Source organism: Micromonospora sp. NPDC048999 (genome assembly GCF_040649295.1).
Taxonomy (GTDB): domain Bacteria; phylum Actinomycetota; class Actinomycetes; order Mycobacteriales; family Micromonosporaceae; genus Micromonospora.
Genome location: NZ_JBEZFI010000039.1, coordinates 30,918 through 48,850, shown reverse-complemented (window position 1 = coordinate 48,850; position 17,933 = coordinate 30,918). Strand labels below are relative to the sequence as shown.

Annotated in this window: 3 protein-coding genes; all 3 read right to left on the bottom strand. The window is 75.5% G+C overall.

Translation table 11 applies throughout. The features are described from left to right. Positions 1 to 88: 88 nt before the first annotated feature. Genes AB0C02_RS27290 through AB0C02_RS27280 form a run of 3 tightly spaced genes read right to left on the bottom strand, consistent with a single transcriptional unit; the run spans position 89 to position 17,891 of the window. The gene (locus tag AB0C02_RS27290; protein WP_357551802.1) at positions 89 to 5,023 is read right to left on the bottom strand and encodes a MupA/Atu3671 family FMN-dependent luciferase-like monooxygenase; all 4,935 of its coding nucleotides are present in this window, start codon (positions 5,021 to 5,023) and stop codon (positions 89 to 91) included. Further along, positions 5,020 to 16,248, bottom strand: a complete 11,229-nt coding sequence (locus AB0C02_RS27285; protein WP_357551801.1) for an amino acid adenylation domain-containing protein — start codon at positions 16,246 to 16,248, stop codon at positions 5,020 to 5,022. The genes AB0C02_RS27290 and AB0C02_RS27285 overlap by 4 nt, the downstream gene beginning before the upstream one ends. Further along, a complete protein-coding gene (locus AB0C02_RS27280; protein WP_357551800.1) occupies positions 16,245 to 17,891 on the bottom strand; it encodes a condensation domain-containing protein in 1,647 nt (548 codons plus the stop codon). Before AB0C02_RS27280 ends, AB0C02_RS27285 begins: the two co-directional genes overlap by 4 nt. Positions 17,892 to 17,933: the final 42 nt, after the last annotated feature.

Below are 17,933 nucleotides of genomic sequence, written 5' to 3'. Positions count from 1 at the left end.
CCGGCCGCGTGCAGGCAGATCAGCCGGGTCCGGGCGAGTGGACGGGCCACCGGCCGCACCAGCCACTGCCCGGACACGGCCGAGGCGCTCACCGGGCGGCGCATTCCGCGTCGGCGAGCGCCGTCCGCAGCCAGCCGGCGAGGGCGTGCACCCGCGGCGGGTGCAGCATCGTGTGGTGGTTGCCCTCGGCGGCGTGCACGGTGAGCCGGCCGCCGGCGACCGGCGCCCAGCCGAGCGTCGGGTCCTGGCCGAACACGTTGGGCTGCTCGGCCGCCCGGACCAGCGTGACCGCAGTGTCCGGCATGGTCGGCCGGTGCCGGTTCATGGCGGTGATGTGGGCGCGGGTAACCCGCCGGGCGTGCCGGTCGGTGAGCAGCAGCCCGGCGACTGGGTGCTCATCGAGAATCCGGCGTACCTCGGCGGGGTCCGGGCCGGCACCCGCGGCGGGGTGGCGCGGCCCGCCCGGGCGCAGCACGTCGGCGACGAACGCCGGGGCGCCCGGCTCGGTGTCCAGCCAGGGCTCCCACCGGTCCAACAGTTCGGTGATGGCCGCCAGTTGCCGCGCCATCTGGTGCGGCACGCGGGTGTCGAGCATGACCACAGCGGGCACGTCCGCGCCGGCGGCCAGCAGCAGCCGCGCCATCTCGAGGGCGACGACGCCGCCGAACGACCAACCGCCCAGCAGGTACGGCCCGGCCGGCTGGACCGCGCGCAGGGCGTCGGCGTACGACCGGGCGATCGTGGCCACGTCGGTCTGCGGCGGCGCGTCGCCGTCGAGGCCGGGCGCCTGGACCGCGCGGAACGGCCGGTCGGCGCCCATCGCGTCGGCCAGGGCCCGGAACCCCAGGGCGCTGCCGTCCACCGGGTGCACACACACGAACGGCGTCCCGGATCCGTCCGGCTGGAGGGTCACGATGGGTGACCGGCGTGCCGTCGCCGCCCGCGAGCCGGTCGGCGCCTCGGGCGCGGGCGGTGCCGTGTGCCGGTCCCGCAGCGCCACCACCTGGTGCAGCGCGTCGCGCATCTGCGCGTTGGTGACGCCGAAGTCGAGCTGGCAGGCAATCTCGTCGACGCCCATGTCGCGCAGTCGCGTCACCATGGCGTCGGCGAGGTCGGGCGTGCCGAGCAGGGCGCTGGTGTGGAAGTACCGCTCGAACGCGAAGTCCAGCAGCGTCTCGGTGTCGTCGTCGTCGACCACGACGCCGTGCGCCTCCGCCATGCCGCGGTACAGCTGCAGGTGGCTGCGCAGGTAGTCGCGCAGCGGCCCCCGGACGGTGCGGCGCACGTCGTCGAGGTCGTCGCCGATGAAGGTGTGCAGCGACACGGTCACGTGCCCGCCGTCGGGGTCGTGGCCGTGTTCGGCCCGGGCCACGCGGTACCGCGCGATGTTCGCGGCCAGCGCGTCGAGGTCCTGCGCGAACAGGGCGGTGAGCACGTTGGCGCCCCGGGCGCCGGCGGCCGCCCAGGTGGCCGGGTTGCCGGAGCTGGTGAACCAGACCGGCAGCACGGGCTGGACCGGGCGCGGGTACACCGCCGCCTCGACCGCGACGCCGTCGTCGCGGGTCAACGTCACCGTCTCGCCGCGCCACAGCCGCTGCAGCAGCTCGAGCCGCTCGACCATGATCTCGCGGCGCCGCTCGTAGGTGCCGGGTTCGGCTAGGACGAAGTCGTCGCGCTGCCAGCCAGACGCGACCGACAGCCCGACCCGCCCGCGGGACAGGTTGTCCACCATGGACCATTCCTCCGCGACCCGGACCGGGTGCTGCAACGGCAGCACGACGCTGCCGGCCCGCAGGCCGATCCGGCTGGTGCGGGCCGCGATCGCAGCGGCCAGCACGGACGGGCTCGGGTACGGCGCGCCGAAGGCGTGGAAGTGCCGCTCCGGCAGCCATACGGCCTCGAACCCGTGCCGGTCGGCGAGTTCGACGTCGTCCAGGAGCGTGCCGTAGCGGTCGGCCGTGTCCTCGTCGCCGGCTGCGGAGAAGTACATCAGGCTGAAGCGGATGCCGGTTCCAGGCGCCGCCGGCTGTCGCGGCGTCGTGGGTCGCGGCCGCACGAGCGTGACGCTGGCCGGCGGTACGGCGGTCGGCTCGATGGTGGACCGGGGCGCGGCGGTGACGGCGGCGGCCAGCCCGGCCACGGTCGGGCGCTCCAACAGGTCGCGCAGCGCCACGGTGACGCCGAACCGGTCGCGGACCTGGCCGACGAGCTGGACGGCAAGGAGCGAGTGCCCGCCATGGGCGAAGAAGTGGGCGTCGCGGTCCGGCGGCGGGCCGCCGAGGAGCGCCTGCCACAGCTCGGCCACGATGGTTTCGACCTCGCCAACGGCGGTGCCCGGGACGGCATCACGGGCAGGCGCTGCGGACACCGGCGCCGCAGACACCGGCGCGGCGGAAATCGCCGCGCCGGCACCGGGGACGCCGTCGATCCAGTGCCGGGTCGGCTCGAACGGGTACCCGGGCAACGCCACAGTGCGCCCCGCGCCGCGTAGGAGCCGCGGCCAGTCCGCGTCGAGCCCGCGGACCCAGCCGTCGCCGAGCCGCTCCCGCAGGTGCACCGGCTCGTCGGGCCGGTCCGGGCGCAGCAGCGGGAGCGCGGTCCGGCCGCCGACCAGCCGGGTCAGGGTGCGTCCCGGGCCGACCTCAAGGAACAGGCACCGTTCGCCGTCGCGGTCGAGGGCGGTGAGGATGTCGGCGAACCGGACGGGCCGTCGCGCCTGCTCGGCCCAGTGCCCGGGGTCGGTGGCCTCCTCGGCCGTGGTCCACCGGCCGCTGGCGCCGGACAGATACCGCAGGCGGGGTGGGCTGAGACTCACGGCGGCGGCCTCGGCGCGCAGCTCGGCGAGGATCGGGTCCATGAGGGCGGAGTGGAACGCGTGCGTGGACTCCAGCGGCAGCGCGGCGACACGCCGCCGGGCGAGCGTCTCGGCGAACGCCTGCACGCGCTCGACCGGGCCGGAGACCACGCAGGCGCGCGGGCCGTTGACCGCGGCGACGTCGAGGTCGTCGGGCAGCAGCCGGAGCAGCTCCTGCTCCGGCGACGCGACCGCCAGCATGCGCCCGGGGCCGGTGCGGTGCATGAGCCGCCCGCGCGCGGCGACCAGCTGCATGGCGTCGTTGAGGTCGAACACCCCGGCGAGGCAGGCGGCGACGTACTCGCCGAGACTGTGCCCGACCAGCGCGTCGGGCTGTACGCCCCAGTCGAGCAGCAGCTGGGCCAGCGCGTACTCCACAGCGAACAGCGCCGGCTGGGCGTAGCGCGTCTGGTCGAGCCCGTCCCGGCGCGGATCGAGGATCAGCTCGCGCAGGTCCCGGTCGACGTGGGCCACGGCCGCGTCGACGGCAGCGTCGAGGTGCTCGCGGAACACCGGCTCCTCGCGGTACATCGCGTGGGCCATGCCCGGGGACTGGCTGCCCTGGCCCGGAAACAAGAACACCACCGACCTGGGCTCCACGGCGCTAGGCAGCGCCACCGGCTCATCGAGCCGGGCCGCGAGCTCACCGGCGCTCCAGGCCACGACCGCGCGCCGGAAGTCGAAGGCGCGCCGGCCGGTCGTCAGCGTCCGGGCGATGTCGGTGATCGACAGGTCGGTCCGATGGCGGGCCGCGTCGGCTAGCGCCCGGGTGAGGCGCACAAGCGCGGCCGGGTCGGCCGCGGACACGTGCACGAGCTCGCCAGGCCCCGGCTGCCCGCCCGCGGCCGGGCCGACGGGCGGCGCCTCCTCCAGCACGACGTGGGCGTTGGTGCCGCCGATGCCGAAGGAGCTGACGCCGGCGCGGCGCGGCGAAGCCCCGGGCGGCCACGCGACGAGGTCCCGGTTGACGTAGAACGGCCCGTCGTCGAGCTTGAGCTCCGGGTTCGCCTCGGTGAAGTGCAGCGTCGGCGGGATCTGCCCGTAGTGCAGCGCGAGCACCGCCTTGATGAACCCGGCGACGCCGGCGGCGGCGTTGAGGTGCCCGACGTTGGATTTCACCGAGCCGAGCGCGCAGCTGCCCGGCGCGGCGCCGGCGGGGCCGAACACCTCGCGCAGCGCCGCGACCTCGATCGGGTCGCCCAGCCGGGTGGCGGTGCCGTGCGCCTCGACGAACCGCACGCTGGCCGGGTCGACGCCGGCGACCTCGAGCGCCTCCCCGATGACAGCGGCCTGACCGGTCACGCTCGGGGCGGTGAAGCCGACTTTGTCCGGCCCGTCGTTGTTCACGGCCGTACCCTTCACCACCGCATAGATGGTGTCGGCGTCGTGCAGAGCGTCGGCGAGTCGTTTAAGCACGACGACGCCCGCGCCGCTGCCGAACACGGTGCCCTGCCCCGCCGCGTCGAACGACCGGCAGTGCCCGTCGGGCGACACGATGCCTTCGGGCTGGTACCGGTAGCCGGCCACCTGCGGCACGGTCACCGAGACACCACCGGCCAGCGCGAGGTCGCACTCGCCGGACAGCAGGCTCTGCGCGGCCAGGTGCACGGCGACCAGCGAGGTGGAGCACGCGGTCTGCACCGTGATCGCCGGCCCGCGCAGCCCGAGCTTGTACGCGGTACGGGTGGCGAGGAAGTCCTTGTCGTTGGCGTGCAGCACCGCGGCAGGACCGACGGCGTCGAGGACCTGCGGGGCGGCGCGCAGGCTGTGCATGAGGTACGCGTTGACGCCGCAACCGGCGAACACGCCAACCCGCCCCTCGGTGCAGGCGCCGTGGCCGCCGGGGGCCTGCCCGGCGTGCTCCATGGCGTGCCAGGCGCACTGCAGGAACAGCCGGTGCTGCGGGTCCATGACGTCGGCCTCGCGCGGCGAGAAGCCGAAGAACGCGCTGTCGAACCGGTCGGCGTCGTCGAGGACGCCACCGGCGCGCACGTACGCCGGATCGGCCAGGTCGGCCTCGGGCACCCCCGCGGCGCGCAGCTCGTCGTCGGTGAACCGCCGGACGGACTCCACGCCGCCGCGGAGATTGGCCCAGAACCGTTCGACCGTGTCGGCGCCCGGAAAACGGCAGCTCATGCCGATGACAGCCAGGTCGGTGTCGTGGCTCATGTCGGGTCTCCGTTTCTGCGGCGCCGCTGGGCCTCACGCCGGATGGCGCCTCGACGCCGCCCGGCGGCGGCGCCCACGGAAGGGCCGCCGCCGGCCAGTGCGTCCGCCAGCGTGGCGACGGTCGGGTACTGAAAGAGCCAGAGGATCGGCACCGACCGGCCGAGCTGCTCCTCGAGCCGGGTGTGGACCCGCACGATGCGCAGCGAGTCGCCGCCGAGGTCGAAGAACGAGTCGTGCCGGCCGATCCGTGCCGCGCCGAGCACGTCGCGCCAGATGCCGCCGATGAGCTCCTCGGTCGCGCCCCGGGGCGGCACGTTGTCCAGGGCGACGGCGGCGGGCCGGGCCAGCCGGCCGGAGCGCAGCAGCGGCAGGTCCAGTTTGCCGCGGGAGGTGACCGGCAGGCGCTCGAGCACGGTGATCACGGCCGGCACGAGGTACCCCGGCAGCCGCTCGCGCAGCAGCCGGCGCAGCTCGGCCGACGCCGGCGGGTCGGCCGGGTCGGCGGCGACCACGTAGCCGGCCAGGGCGTCGGCCGGCGAACCGCTGGCCACGACGACCGCGTCCCGCACGCACGTCAGCGCGGTCAGGTGGGCCGCGACCTCGGCGGGTTCGACCCGGAACCCGCGCACCGACACCTGCTCGTCGGCCCGCCCGAGCACGGTGACGGTGCCGTCGGCGGTCCAGACGCCGAGGTCGCCGGTGCGGTACCGCCGGCAGCGGGCACCGCCGGCGGGGTCGGGGCGGAACCGTTCGGCGGTCCGGGCGGCGTCGTTGCGGTAGCCGTCGGACAGGTACGGCGTGCGGACCCAGACTTCGCCGACCTCGCCGATCCCGGCAGGCCGCCCGGCCGCGTCGACGACGAGCAGCTGCACGCCCGGGATGCCGGTGCCGACCGGGATGCGGTGGCCGTCGGCGGCGGTGACCCGGTGGAAACCGGCGACCTGCGGCGTCTCCGTCGTGCCGTAGAAGTTGACGCACGCGGCGGCCGGCGCGGTCGCCCGCATCGCCACGACATGCGCGGCGGTGAGCGTGTCGCCGCCGAAGAAGACCCGGCGCAGCCGGGGCAGCCCGCCGGGCGCGGCGGCCTCAGCGATCAGCCTGGCAAGCGCCGGCGCGGCGTGCAGGACGGTGACGCGCTGCCGTGCGAGCCAGGCCGCCAGGTCGCGCGGCGCCCGCCGGACGTCCTCGGCCGGTAGGCAGACGGTGCCGCCAACGGTGAGCGGCACCAGGGTCTCCCGCAGGAACGGGTCGTGGCCGAGGCCGGACAGCGCGCTCCAGCGGTCCGCGCCGGTGAGCGCCCATTCGGCGGTCTGCCAGGCGGCGAAGTGGGTCAGCGGGGCGTGGCTGCCCAGAACGAGTTTCGGTTCCCCGGTGGTACCCGAGGTGACGGCGACATACGCTGGCGTCCACGGGTCGGGCCACTCCCGCGGCGCACGGTCCTCGTACGTGTCGTCCCAGCCGTCCGGGTCGGCCGGCAGCGGTACCGCGTGGCAGCCGTCCGGGGCCTCGACGGTCGCGGGCTCCAGGGTCACCAGCGCGGCGCAGCGGGCCGCGGCGAGCACCCTGCGCCCGCGCGCCGGCGGGTCGGCCGGGTCGAGCAGCAGGAACGCGGCGCCGGCGCGTAGGACGCCGAGCATCGCACAGACCAGCACGGCCGACCGGTTGCCGTACAAGGCGACCACGTCACCGGCGCGCACCCCGTCGTGGCGCAGCCGGCCAGCGAGGCGGCCCGCCGCGCGGTCCATCCGCTCATACGTGACGGTGCCGCAGTCGTCGACGAGCGCCTCCGCGTCCGGCGTCCGGCGGGCCTGCTCGGCGATCAGTTCGGGCACCGAGCTCTCCGCGCCCGTCGGCAGTGGTCGGTCCGGGTCGGGTAGGCCGTCGCCCTCGCCGGTGCCAAGCATCGGATACTCGTCAATCGGCCGGTCCGGCTCCCGACCGACGAGATCCAAAAGCCAGAGGTACTGCCGGAGCATGCGTTCGGCGTGCGCGGCGCTGAACAGGTCGGCGTTGTAGACCAGCTCGAAGGCGAGCCCACCGGCCCGGTCCTCGCGCACGTACAGGGTGAGGTCGAGCTTGGCCGGCGTGTCGGGCGCGGCCTCGGCCTCGATGGTCAGCCCGGGGGCGGGCAGTGTGTTCGGGCCGGCATCGATCAGGTTGACCATCACCTGGTACAGCGGGTGGCGCGACAGGTCGCGGGGCGCGCCGACCGCGTCGACGACCCGCTCGAACGGCACGTCCTGATGGGCCAGGGCGGCGACCGTCGTCTCCCGCACATCGGCGAGCAGGCGGGTGAACGGCGGCGAACCGCCGAGGTCGGCGCGCAGCGCCACCACGTTGAGGAAGCAGCCGATCAGCCGCTCGAGCTCGGGCAGGCTCCGGCCGGACACCGGGCTGCCGACGACGATGTCGGTCTGCCCGCTGAGCCGGTACAGCAGCACGTCGAAACCCGCCAGCACGGCCATGAACAGCGTGGCGTCGCCGGCGCGGGCCACGCGGCGCAGCCGCTCGACCGGTTCGACTGCCAGCGTGGCGGTGATCCGGTCGCCGCGGAACGTCTGCACCTCCGGTCGGGCCACGTCCGCCGGGATGGCCAGGACGGGCGGATGTGCCAGCTGCCGCTGCCAGTACCGCAGGCTCCCGTCGTAGCCGTCGGCCCGCCACTCGGCGCGCTGCCAGGCGGCGAAGTCGGCGTACTGGATTGGCGGACAGGGCGGCGGCGTACCACCGTATGCGGCGGCCAGCTCCCGCAGCACCAGCCCGAAGGACCAGCCGTCGCCGGCCACGTGGTGCAGGGTGATAAGCAGCAGGTGCTCGTCGGCGGCGAGCCGGACCAGCAGCCAGCGGGCCGGCGGCTCGGCGGCGAGGTCGAACGGGCGGGTCGCGCTGTCCTGCCGCAACCGGGCCAGGGCCCGGTCCCGCTCCGCCACTGCGAGGCCGCTGAGGTCAGCCGTGGTCATGGTCACCGCGTCAGGCGGCAGCACCCGCTGATACGGCTCGCCGTCGGCGACCACGATCACGGTCCGCAGCACCTCGTGCCGCTCGACGAGGTCGTCGACCGCGCGCTGGAGCGCCGCGACGTCGAGCTCGCCGGTCAACCGCAGCGCGCAGGGCATGTGGTAGGCGTCGGCGGCCGAGCCGAGCTGCTCCAGGAACCACAGCCGCTGCTGAGCGAACGACAGCGGCAGGGGCCGGTCCCGCGGCACCGGCCGCGGGGCGGCGCCACGGCGGCGGGTGAGCCCGTCGAGCGCGGCGGCGAGCTCGGCCATCGTGGGCTGTTCGAAGACCAACCGCAGCGGGACGTCGGCGTTGAGCGCGACGCGCAGCCGGGCCGCGAGCCGGGCCGCGAGCAACGAGTGGCCACCGAGGTGGAAGAAGTTGTCGTCGGGTCCGACCTCGGCCAGCCCGAGGAGGTCCGCGACGGTGCCGCACAGCAGCCGCTCGGTCGGGGTGCGCGGTTGCGCCGTCCGCGCCGCCGGCGGCGCCGCGGCGGGCAGGGCGCGCCGGTCGAGCTTGCCGTTACGGGTCAGCGGCAGCTCGGCGAGCCGCTGGTACGCCGTGGGGATCAGCTGGCGAGGCAGCACCTCGGCCAACCGGTTCGGCAGGTCATCGGGCAGCTCACCGCCCGGCTCGGGCACGAGGTAGGCGGTCAGCCGGTCGTCCCGGACGAGCACGGCCGCTTGGGCGATGCCGGGCTGTTCTTGCAGCACCGCTTCGATCTCGCCGGGCTCGATGCGCAGCCCGCGCAGCTTCACCTGGGCGTCGAGCCGGCCGAGGTACTCCAGCGTGCCGTCCGCTCGCCAACGCGCCCGGTCGCCGGTGCGGTACAGCCGGCTTCCCGGTGGCCCGAACGGGTCGGCGACGAACCGCTCGGCCGTGTGCGCCGCGCGGTGCAGGTACCCCCGGGCGAGCTGCTCCCCCGCCACGTACAGCTCGCCGGGCACGCCCGGCGGCACCGGCTGCAGGGCCTCGTCAAGCAGGTACACCCGCACGTTCGGCAGCGGCCGGCCGATCGGCGCGGACGCCGGCCATCCGGCGGGCTCGTCGTCCAGCCGGTGCGCGGTGACCACATGGGTCTCGGTGGGCCCGTAGTGGTTGTGCAGCCGCCGGTGCGGCCCGTGCAGCCGGCGCAGCGCCGCGCTCAGCACGAGCGCCTCACCGGCCTGGACCACGTCGGTCAGGCTGGCGGACAGGCTGGTGTCGCCGCCCCCGCCGAGCGCCTCGGCGAGGGCCTGGACGACCAGGTTCGGCGCGAACAGCTCGCCGACGGCGTGCTCGTGCAGCCACCCGGCCAGCGCCTCCGGGTCGCGGCGGACGTCGTCGTCGACGATGTCGAGGCAGCTCCCGGTGCCCAGCGCGCCGAGCACCTCCTGCGCGGCGACGTCGAAGGTGGGCGCGGTGAACTGCGCGGTGCGCACCCCCGGTCCGCCGGGCAGCGCGGCGGCCTGCCAGTCCAGCAGGTTGGCCAGGGCGCGGGCGGGCATGACGACGCCCTTGGGGGTGCCGGTGGACCCCGAGGTGTACAGCACGTAAGCGGGATGGTCCGGGTGCAGCGGCGCCCACCGATCGGCGTCGGTGACCTCGGCGTCGTTCTCCTCCAGGTCTTCCAGATCCTCCAGGTCGACAACAGCTTGTCCGGCCAGGGGCACCGCACTCGCGGTGAGAATCAGGGCCGGCGCGGCGTCGGCGACCAGGGCGGCGATGCGGCGGGGCGGGTCACTCGGGTCGATCGGCATGAACGCGGCACCGGCCTTGACGGTCGCGCACAGCGCGACGATCAGGTCGACCGAGCGCGGCACGGCCAGCGCCACGATCCGTTCGGGGCCGGCGCCGTGGGCGATGAGCCGGCGGGCCAGGCGGTTGCTGCGCCGGTCCAGCTCGCGGTACGTCAGCGTGACCTCGCGGTGGCGCACCGCTGGCGCGTCGGGTGCCGCCCGCGCCGCCCGGGAGAGCCGCTCGGTCGGCAGCGCGGGTGCCTGCGGTGCCGGCCCCGGCATCGACGCGCCGCTCCAGCCGCGCAGGACAGCCTGCCGTTCGGCCGAGGTGAGCAGTTCGAGCCGGTCGATGCCGCGGCCCGGGTCGTCCGCCGCGGCGGCGAGCAGCCGCAGGTACCGCTCGGCGAGGCCGCGGGCGGTGCCGGGTTCGAACAGGTCCGTGCTGTACTGCACCGCGAGGTCGAGCCCGCCGTCGGCGGCCGGGGTGAACGTGAACAGCAGGTCGAACTTGGCGGTGTCGACACCGACCCGCTGGCCGCGTGCGGACAGGCCCGGCACGTTCAGCGGCGCGTCGGCGTTGTTGTCCAGCACCAGCATCGTCTGGAACAGCGGGTGGGCGGCCAGCGACCGCGGCGGGTTGAGCAGCTCGACCAGCCGCTCGAACGGCACGTCCTGGTGCGCGTAGGCGCCGAGGGCCACCGCGCGCACCCGGTCGAGCAGCTCGGCGAAACTGGGCCGGCCGGCGGTGTCGACACGTAGGACGAAAGTGTTGACAAAGAAGCCGACGAGGTCGTGCAGCGCGGCGTCGGTCCGCCCCGCGATCGGCGAGCCGACGACGATGTCGGTGCCGGCGCCGACGCGGGTGTACGTGGCGGCGAGACCGGCGTACAGGACCATGAACAGCGTCGCCGACCGGTCCTGGGCCAGCCGTTCAAGCCGGCGCACGAGTTCGGCGTCGACGTGCGCTTCCACCGCCCCACCCCGACCGCTGGACCGGGCCGGTCGCGGCCGGTCGGCCGGCACGGCGAGCTCGGCCGGCGCGCCGTCGAGCCGCTCGCGCCAGTACGCCAGTTGCCGGTGCAGCCGGCTGCCCGGATCGTCCTCGCCGCCGAGCACGGCCCGCTGCCAGAGGCTGTAGTCGGCGTACTGCACCGGCAACGCCGGCCACGACGGCACGGCACCCGCGGCGCGGGCGCGGTAGGCGGCGACGACGTCGCGGCCCAGCCGGCCCATCGACCAGCCGTCGGTGGCGATGTGGTGCATCACCAGCAGCAGCACGTGCTCGTCGGCCCGCAGTGTGAACAGCCACGCCCGGACCGGCAGGTCGCGGCGCAGGTCGAACGGCACACCGGCCGCCTCGGCGAGCCGGCCGAGGAGGTCCGTCTCGTCCGCCGGGACGCGGCGCAGGGTCACCCGGGCGCCGGCCGGGTCGAGGATCCGCTGGTACGGCTGGCCGTCTTCGGCGTCGAACACCGTGCGCAGCGACTCGTGCCGCGCCACCACGTCGTCCAGGGCCGCCTGCAGCGCGTCGGTGTCGACGTGACCGTGCAGCCGCAGCGCGGCCGGGAGGTTGTAGCTGGCGGTGGGGCCGTCCATCTCGGCGATCAGCCACAGCCGCGTCTGCGCGTACGACAGCGGCACGCGCTCCGGGCGGGCCGCCGGACGCAGCGGCGGGACCGCCTCGGGTCGGACGCCCGCCGACGCGTCGGCGAGCAGCTCAGCTAGCGCACCGACGCGGGGCGTGTCGAACACCCGCCGCAGGGGCAGCTCGATCCCGAGGTCCGACCGGATGCGGCTGACGAGTTTGGTGGCCAGCAGCGAGTGCCCGCCGAGCGCGAAGAAGCTGTCGTCGAGCCCGACGCGCGGCACGTCGAGCACCTCGGCGACGAGGGCGCACAGGTCGCGCTCCAACGCCGTGGCCGGCGGCCGGTGGGTCGGCCCGCCGGTGCCCGGAGCCGGCAGCGCGGCCCGGTCGAGCTTGTTATTGGCGGTGAGCGGCATGCGCTCGATCGGCACGAAGGCGCCCGGCACCATGTACCCCGGCAGCCGGCGCTCGGCGTACGCGCGGACGGCCTCGGCGTCGGGCGCTGCCCGGCCCAGCGCGCCGGGCGGACGGGTCACGTATGCGACCAGCACCGGCTGGCCGGGGCGGTCCTCGCGCACGACGACGGCGGCGTCACCGACGCCGTCGTGTTCACGCAGGACGGCCTCGATCTCGCCCGGTTCGATCCGGTGGCCGCGGACCTTGACCTGGCCGTCGGTCCGGCCCCGGAAGTCGAGCCGGCCGTCGGCGCGCCAGGCGGCGCGGTCGCCGGTGCGGTACATGCGGGTGCCGGGCGGGCCGAACGGGTCGGCTACGAACCGCTCGGCGGTGCCGGCCGGGCGGTGCCGGTAGCCCCGGGACACCTGCGCTCCGGCCAGGTACAGCTCGCCCGGCGCCCCGGGCGGCATCGGCCGGAGCCGCTCATCGAGGACGTATGCGCGGGTGTTGGCCATCGGCCGGCCGATCGCCGGCTCGGCCGTGTCGGCGAGGTCGCACGCGACCGTGTCGACGGTGCACTCGGTCGGCCCGTACACGTTGACCACGAGCGTCCCGGCGGCGGAGGCGGCCCAGCGCAGCCGCTGCCACAGCGCGTCGTCGATCGCTTCGCCGCCGAGGATGAGCACCGCGAGCCGGTGTCCACCGTCGGTGTCGGCCTCCAGCAGCCCGGCGTCGAGCAGGTGCTTGCAGTGCGTCGGGGTCACGTCGATGACGTCGACGCGGTGGCGGCGCAGGTACGCGACGAACGCGGCGGCGTCGCGGCGCACGCGGCCGTCGAGCAGGTGCAGGGTGTTGCCGGCGACCAGCCACAGCAGCCCGGCCCAGGAGGCATCGAACGACAGCGGGGCGGCGAGGCAGACGCGCCGGCGGCCGGTCGCGGCGTCGGCGCGCATGACGCCGGCCGTGTGCGCGGCGAACAGGTTGACGAGGTTGCCGTGCTGCACCGTGACGCCTTTGGGACGGCCGGTCGAGCCGGACGTGTACAGCACGTACGCGGCGCATCCGGCGGTGAGCGGCCGGCGGCGGTCGGCGTCGACCGGATCGGCGGTGGGGACGTCGTTGCCGTCCGCGGCGAGCGCCGCGTAGGTAAGGCCGGTCGGCGCCGCGTCAGTGCCGCTCTCGCTGATGACAAGATCCGGCCGGGCGTCCGCGAGCAGCCCCGCGACGCGGTCCGCCGGTTGGCCCGGGTCGATCGGCAGGGCCGCCGCGCCGGCCTTGAGTACGCCGAACAGGCACGTGATGGCCTCCGCCGACTTGGGCAGCAGCATGGCCACGACGTCGTCCGGGCCTAGGCCGCGGGCAATGAGCCGGTGCGCGATCCGGTTGGCGAGCCGGTTGAGCGCCGCGAACGTCACCTCCCGCCGCTCGACCGCGACGGCGACCGAGTCCGGGGTGGCCGCCACCTGGGCCTCGAACCGCTCCATGAGGGTGCCGACCGGAACGGGCGCGGCGGTGTCGGTCGACTGGCGCGGCACTGGGTCCACCGCGTCCGCGCGGCCGGCGGCGGGGGTCGCCATGGCGACGAGGGCCCGACGGTCGATCTTGCCGCTGGTGGTGAGCGGCAGGGCGGCCAGTTCGACGATGCGGTTCGGGATCATGTACCGCGGCAGCCGCTCGGCCAGGTACGCCCGCAGACCGGCGGGGTCGGGCACGTGCGACGGCGCGGCCGTGACGAAGGCGACGAGGTCCCGGTCCCCGTCGTGGGCGGGGCGGGCCACGACGGCTGCCTGGGCGACCGCCGGATGCTCGGTCAGAACGGCCTCGATCTCGCCCGGCTCCACCCGGTGGCCGCGCAGTTTGAGCTGCTGGTCAACGCGGCCGAGGAACTCCAGGGTGAGGTCGCCGCGCTGGCGGGCGAGGTCACCGGTGCGGTACCGGCGGCTGCCCGGTGGCCCGAACGGGTCGGGCCGGAATCGGTCGGCGGTGAGGCCTGGCCGGCCGAGGTAGCCGCGGGCGACACCCGCGCCGGCGATGTGCAGCTCCCCCGGCGCGCCGAGCGGCACCGGACGTCCGCGCGGATCGAGCAGGTACGCGGCGTACCCCACGCGCGGCCGTCCGATCGGCGGCGTGGCCCACGGGTCGGTCGTGTCGAGCCGGGCGTTGGTCGCCTCGATGGTGGTCTCGGCAGGCCCGTACCCGTTGTGGATCACCCGGCCGGGCGCGCTCCACCGGGCGACGAGGTCCATGCCGAACGCCTCGCCGCCGATCGACAGCTTCCGCAGGTCGGCCAACTCCTGCCCGTCGAGCAGGGCGAGGATCGCCGGCGTCGACAGCAGCACCGACACCCGGTGTTCGCGCATGAGCCGCCCGAGCTCACGCGGGTCGAGCAGGCGGCGCCGCGGCGCGGCGACCAGCGAAGCGCCGGTGCCCAGCGCTGCGAAGATCTCGTAGACGCTGACGTCGAAGGTCGGGCTGGTGAACAGCAGGACCCGGTCGTCGGGCACCGGCCGCAGCGGCGCCGGGATCCCCCGCATGAACGTCATCGCGGACCGGTGCTCCACCAGGACGGCCTTGGGCCGGCCGGTGGAGCCGGAGGTGAACAGCACATAGGCGAGGTTGCGCGGGTCGCCGACCGCCGGCGGCCGGGTCGCCGGCCGGTCCGCCTGCTCGACCGGCACCACGGTGACCTGGTCGTCAGGCCCCTCGGCCGGCGCGGCCGCCACCATGAGGTTGCAGTCGGCCTGGCGGAGCAGTTCGGCGCGGCGGGCCGGCGGGTGGGCGGGGTCCAGCGGCAGGTACACGGCGCCGGACTTGAGCACGCCGAGCAGGGCCACCGGAAGGTCCGAGCCGGTGTCGAGCTGGACCGCGACGGCCCTTTCCGGACCGGCGCCGTGGGCACGCAGTGCGTGGGCGAGCCGGTTGGCGCGGGCCTCGACGTCGGCGTAGGTCAGGGTGCCGTCGGCGAGGCGGATCGCCGGCGCACCGGGTGCCACATCGACGTGCTGTTCGAACAGCTCGTGCAGCCGCTGCCCGGCCGGCGCCATCGGCGGCGCGGGCGGTGCCGGCTGCGGCCGGGCGGCGGCGAGCAGCCGGCGCGTTTCGGCGGGCGACATGACCTCGACGGCGCTGAGCCGGGCGTCGGGGTCGCCCGCGACGGCGGTGAGCAGCCGCACGAAGTCGTCGAGGAGCCGGTCGATCCGCTCGGTGTCGAACAGATCAGTGCTGTACTCCGCCCACAGCCGCAGCCCTTCGCCGACGACCTCGGTGAGCTCCACGGTCAGGTCGAACTGGGTGTACCGCTGGGGCCGCTCGTAGGGCTCGACGCCGAGCCCCCCCACCTCGACCCTCTCGGCGATGGCGTGGTGCACGGTGAAGCACACGTCGAACAGCGGGTTCCGTCCGGTGTCGCGGTGCGGTGCGAGCTCCCGCACGATTGTGGTGAACGGCAGGTCCTGGTGCAGATGCGCGCCGAGCACCGCCTCGTGGGTGCCGGCGAGCAGCTGCCGGAACGTCGGGTCGCCGGCGGTGGAGGTGCGCAGGACCAGCGGCTGCGCGAAGTACCCGATCAACGGCTCGGTCTCGGGCCGGGTCCGACCGGAGAAGACCGACCCGACGGCGATGTCGGTCTGGCCGCTGTAGCGGGCGAGCAGCGCGGTGAACCCGGCGAGGTACACCGTCAGCGGCGTCACCCGCGCCGTGCGGGCGAGCCGGGTGAGCGCCTCGGCGAGCGTCGCCGGCACGATCCGCCCGCGGGTCGCCCCGTGTTGTGAGGGGGTTGCCGGGCGGGGACGGTCGGTCGGCAGGTCGAGCACCGGCAGTTCGCGCAGCCGGTCCCGCCAGTAGTCCAGCTGGCGCTGGATCGCCCCGGCGCCGTCCGTGCGCTGCCAGACCGCGTAGTCGGCGTACTGGATGGGCAGCGGTGGCAGCGGCCGGCCGGCGTAGGCGGCGAACAGCTCGGCGGTGAGGATCCGCAGCGACGCGCCGTCGAAGGCGATGTGATGGAGCGCGAGGACCAGCACGTGCTCGGCCTGGCCGGTGCGGATCACCGCCGCCCGCAGCACGGGGCCGCGGCACAGGTCGAACGGCGCGCCGGCGACGTCGTCGACGAGTCGCGCGAGCCGGTCGGGGTCCGTGCCGTCGGCGACCGGCGGCACGAGGTCCGCGGCAGCCGGCGGCGGGTCGACGATCTGGTACGGCTCGCCGTCCTCGTCGTCGTAGCGGGTCCGCAGGATCTCGTGCCGGGCGACGACCGCCGCGACGGCGCGGCGCAACGCCTCGGCGTCCAGCGCGCCCCGCAGCCGCACCGTGATCGCGGCGTTGTACAGCGGGCGGTCTGGGTCCCAACGGTTGAGGAACCACTGCTGCTCCTGGTGCAGCGACAGCGGCAGCCGGCCCGTCCGCGGCGCCGGGCGGATCGACGGGGGCACCGCGGCCGGCGCGGTGGTACGGGCGGCCCGCGCGCCGGTCAGCGAGCGGCGGGCGTCGGCGAGCGTTGGTGCGGTGCGCTGGTCGGCGGGCATCGCGCTCATCGCCCGCCGGTGCCCGTCGCCGCGTCGGCGAGCTGCCGGAGGGTGTGTTCGCCGAGCACCACGTCCATCGGCAGCTCCAGGCCGGCCTCCCGTGCCTGCATCACCAGCCGTACCGCGCGCAGCGAGTTGCCCCCGGACGCGTAGAACTCGTCGTCGGCGGCCACGTTGTCGACCTCGAGGATCTCGGTCCACAGCCGGCGGAGCAGCTGCTCGACCGCCGCGCTGTCGTCCCCGCCGGGCTCGTCGGCCGGTTCACCGGGTGGCACCGGCCACGGGTCGCCGATCGGCTGCGCGGGTGGCACCGCCGGCTGGAGCAGGGGCAGCTGCGACAGCCGGGTCTCGGGCGCGCCGGCCACGGCCGCGAGCATCTCGGCGAGCCGGCGCGCCGCCTGCCGCACGGTCGCCGGGGTGATGAGGTCGGCCGCCGCGGCGAGGTCGCCGGACAGCGCACCCTCGTCGTGGGTGAGGCTCAGCGCGACGTCGAACGGCAGGTACGCGGGTGGTATCCGCACCGGGGTGAGCTCGAGCCCCGCCGGTCGGGGCAGCGCGACCGGCTCGCGGACCACCAGCCAGGCCTGCGCCAGTGGCATCCGCCCGACGTCGCGGCCGGGCGCGGCGGCCTCGACGATCCGCTCGAACGGCACGGCGGCGTCGGCGTACGCGGCGAGGCACGCGGCCCGGACCCGCCCGAGCAGCTCGCCGAAGGTGGGATCACCGGACAGGTCGACGCGCACCGGCAGCGTGTTGATGAAGTAGCCCACGACGTGCCGCAGCTCGGGCTGGTCGCGGCCGTCGGCCGGCAGCGCCACGACCACCTCGTCGCGGCCGGACCAGCGGCCCAGCAGCGCGGCGTACGCCGCCATCGCGACCATAAACGGGGTCACGCCGCCGGCGAGCCCGCGCAGGCGGCGCAGGACGTCGGCCGGCACGACGACCGGCGCGGTGACCGCCCGCGCGGTCCGGCGGTCCGGTGGGGGCAGCTCCGCGGGCAGCTCTGTCGGGCGGACTCCGGCGAGCCGCTGCCGCCACCGGTCGAGCGCGTCGTCGAAGGCGCCGGCGTCAGCGGCCTGCCGCTGCCAGGCGGCAAAGTCGGGGTACTGGATCGGCAGTTCGGGCAGTCGCGGATCGGCACCGTCGGCGTCGGCGGCGTAGCCGGCGGCCAGCTCCCCGACGAGGATCTCGCTGGAGCGTGGGTCGCCGATCGCGTGGTGTATGACAACGACCAGCACGTGGTCGTCGGCGGCGACGCGCAGCAGGTGGCAGCGCACCAGCGGACCGATGGCGAGATCGAACGGCCGGGCCGCGACGCGCCTGATCTCCTCCTCGATCGCGTCAACGCCGCCGCGCCCAGCGAGGTCACGTTCGTCCAGCGGTACGTCAAGCCGGGTGTGCACGACCGCGACGACGTCCGCGCCCTGCAGCCGCAGCACGCTGCGCAGCACCTCGTGCCGCTCGACGACGGTGTGCAGCGCGCGGCGCAGCCGGGCGGTGTCCAGCGCTCCGCGGATCCGCAGCGGATTCACCGTGTTGTACACCGGGCCGCCCAGCTGCGCCTGGTCGAGCAGCCACAGCCGGACCTGTCCGTAGGACGCCGGCAGCACGTAGGACTCGGCGGGGACGGCGGTGGGCGGGTCAGCGATCAAGGCGCACAACTCCTACGGTGAGATGGTCTGCCGCGGCCGCAC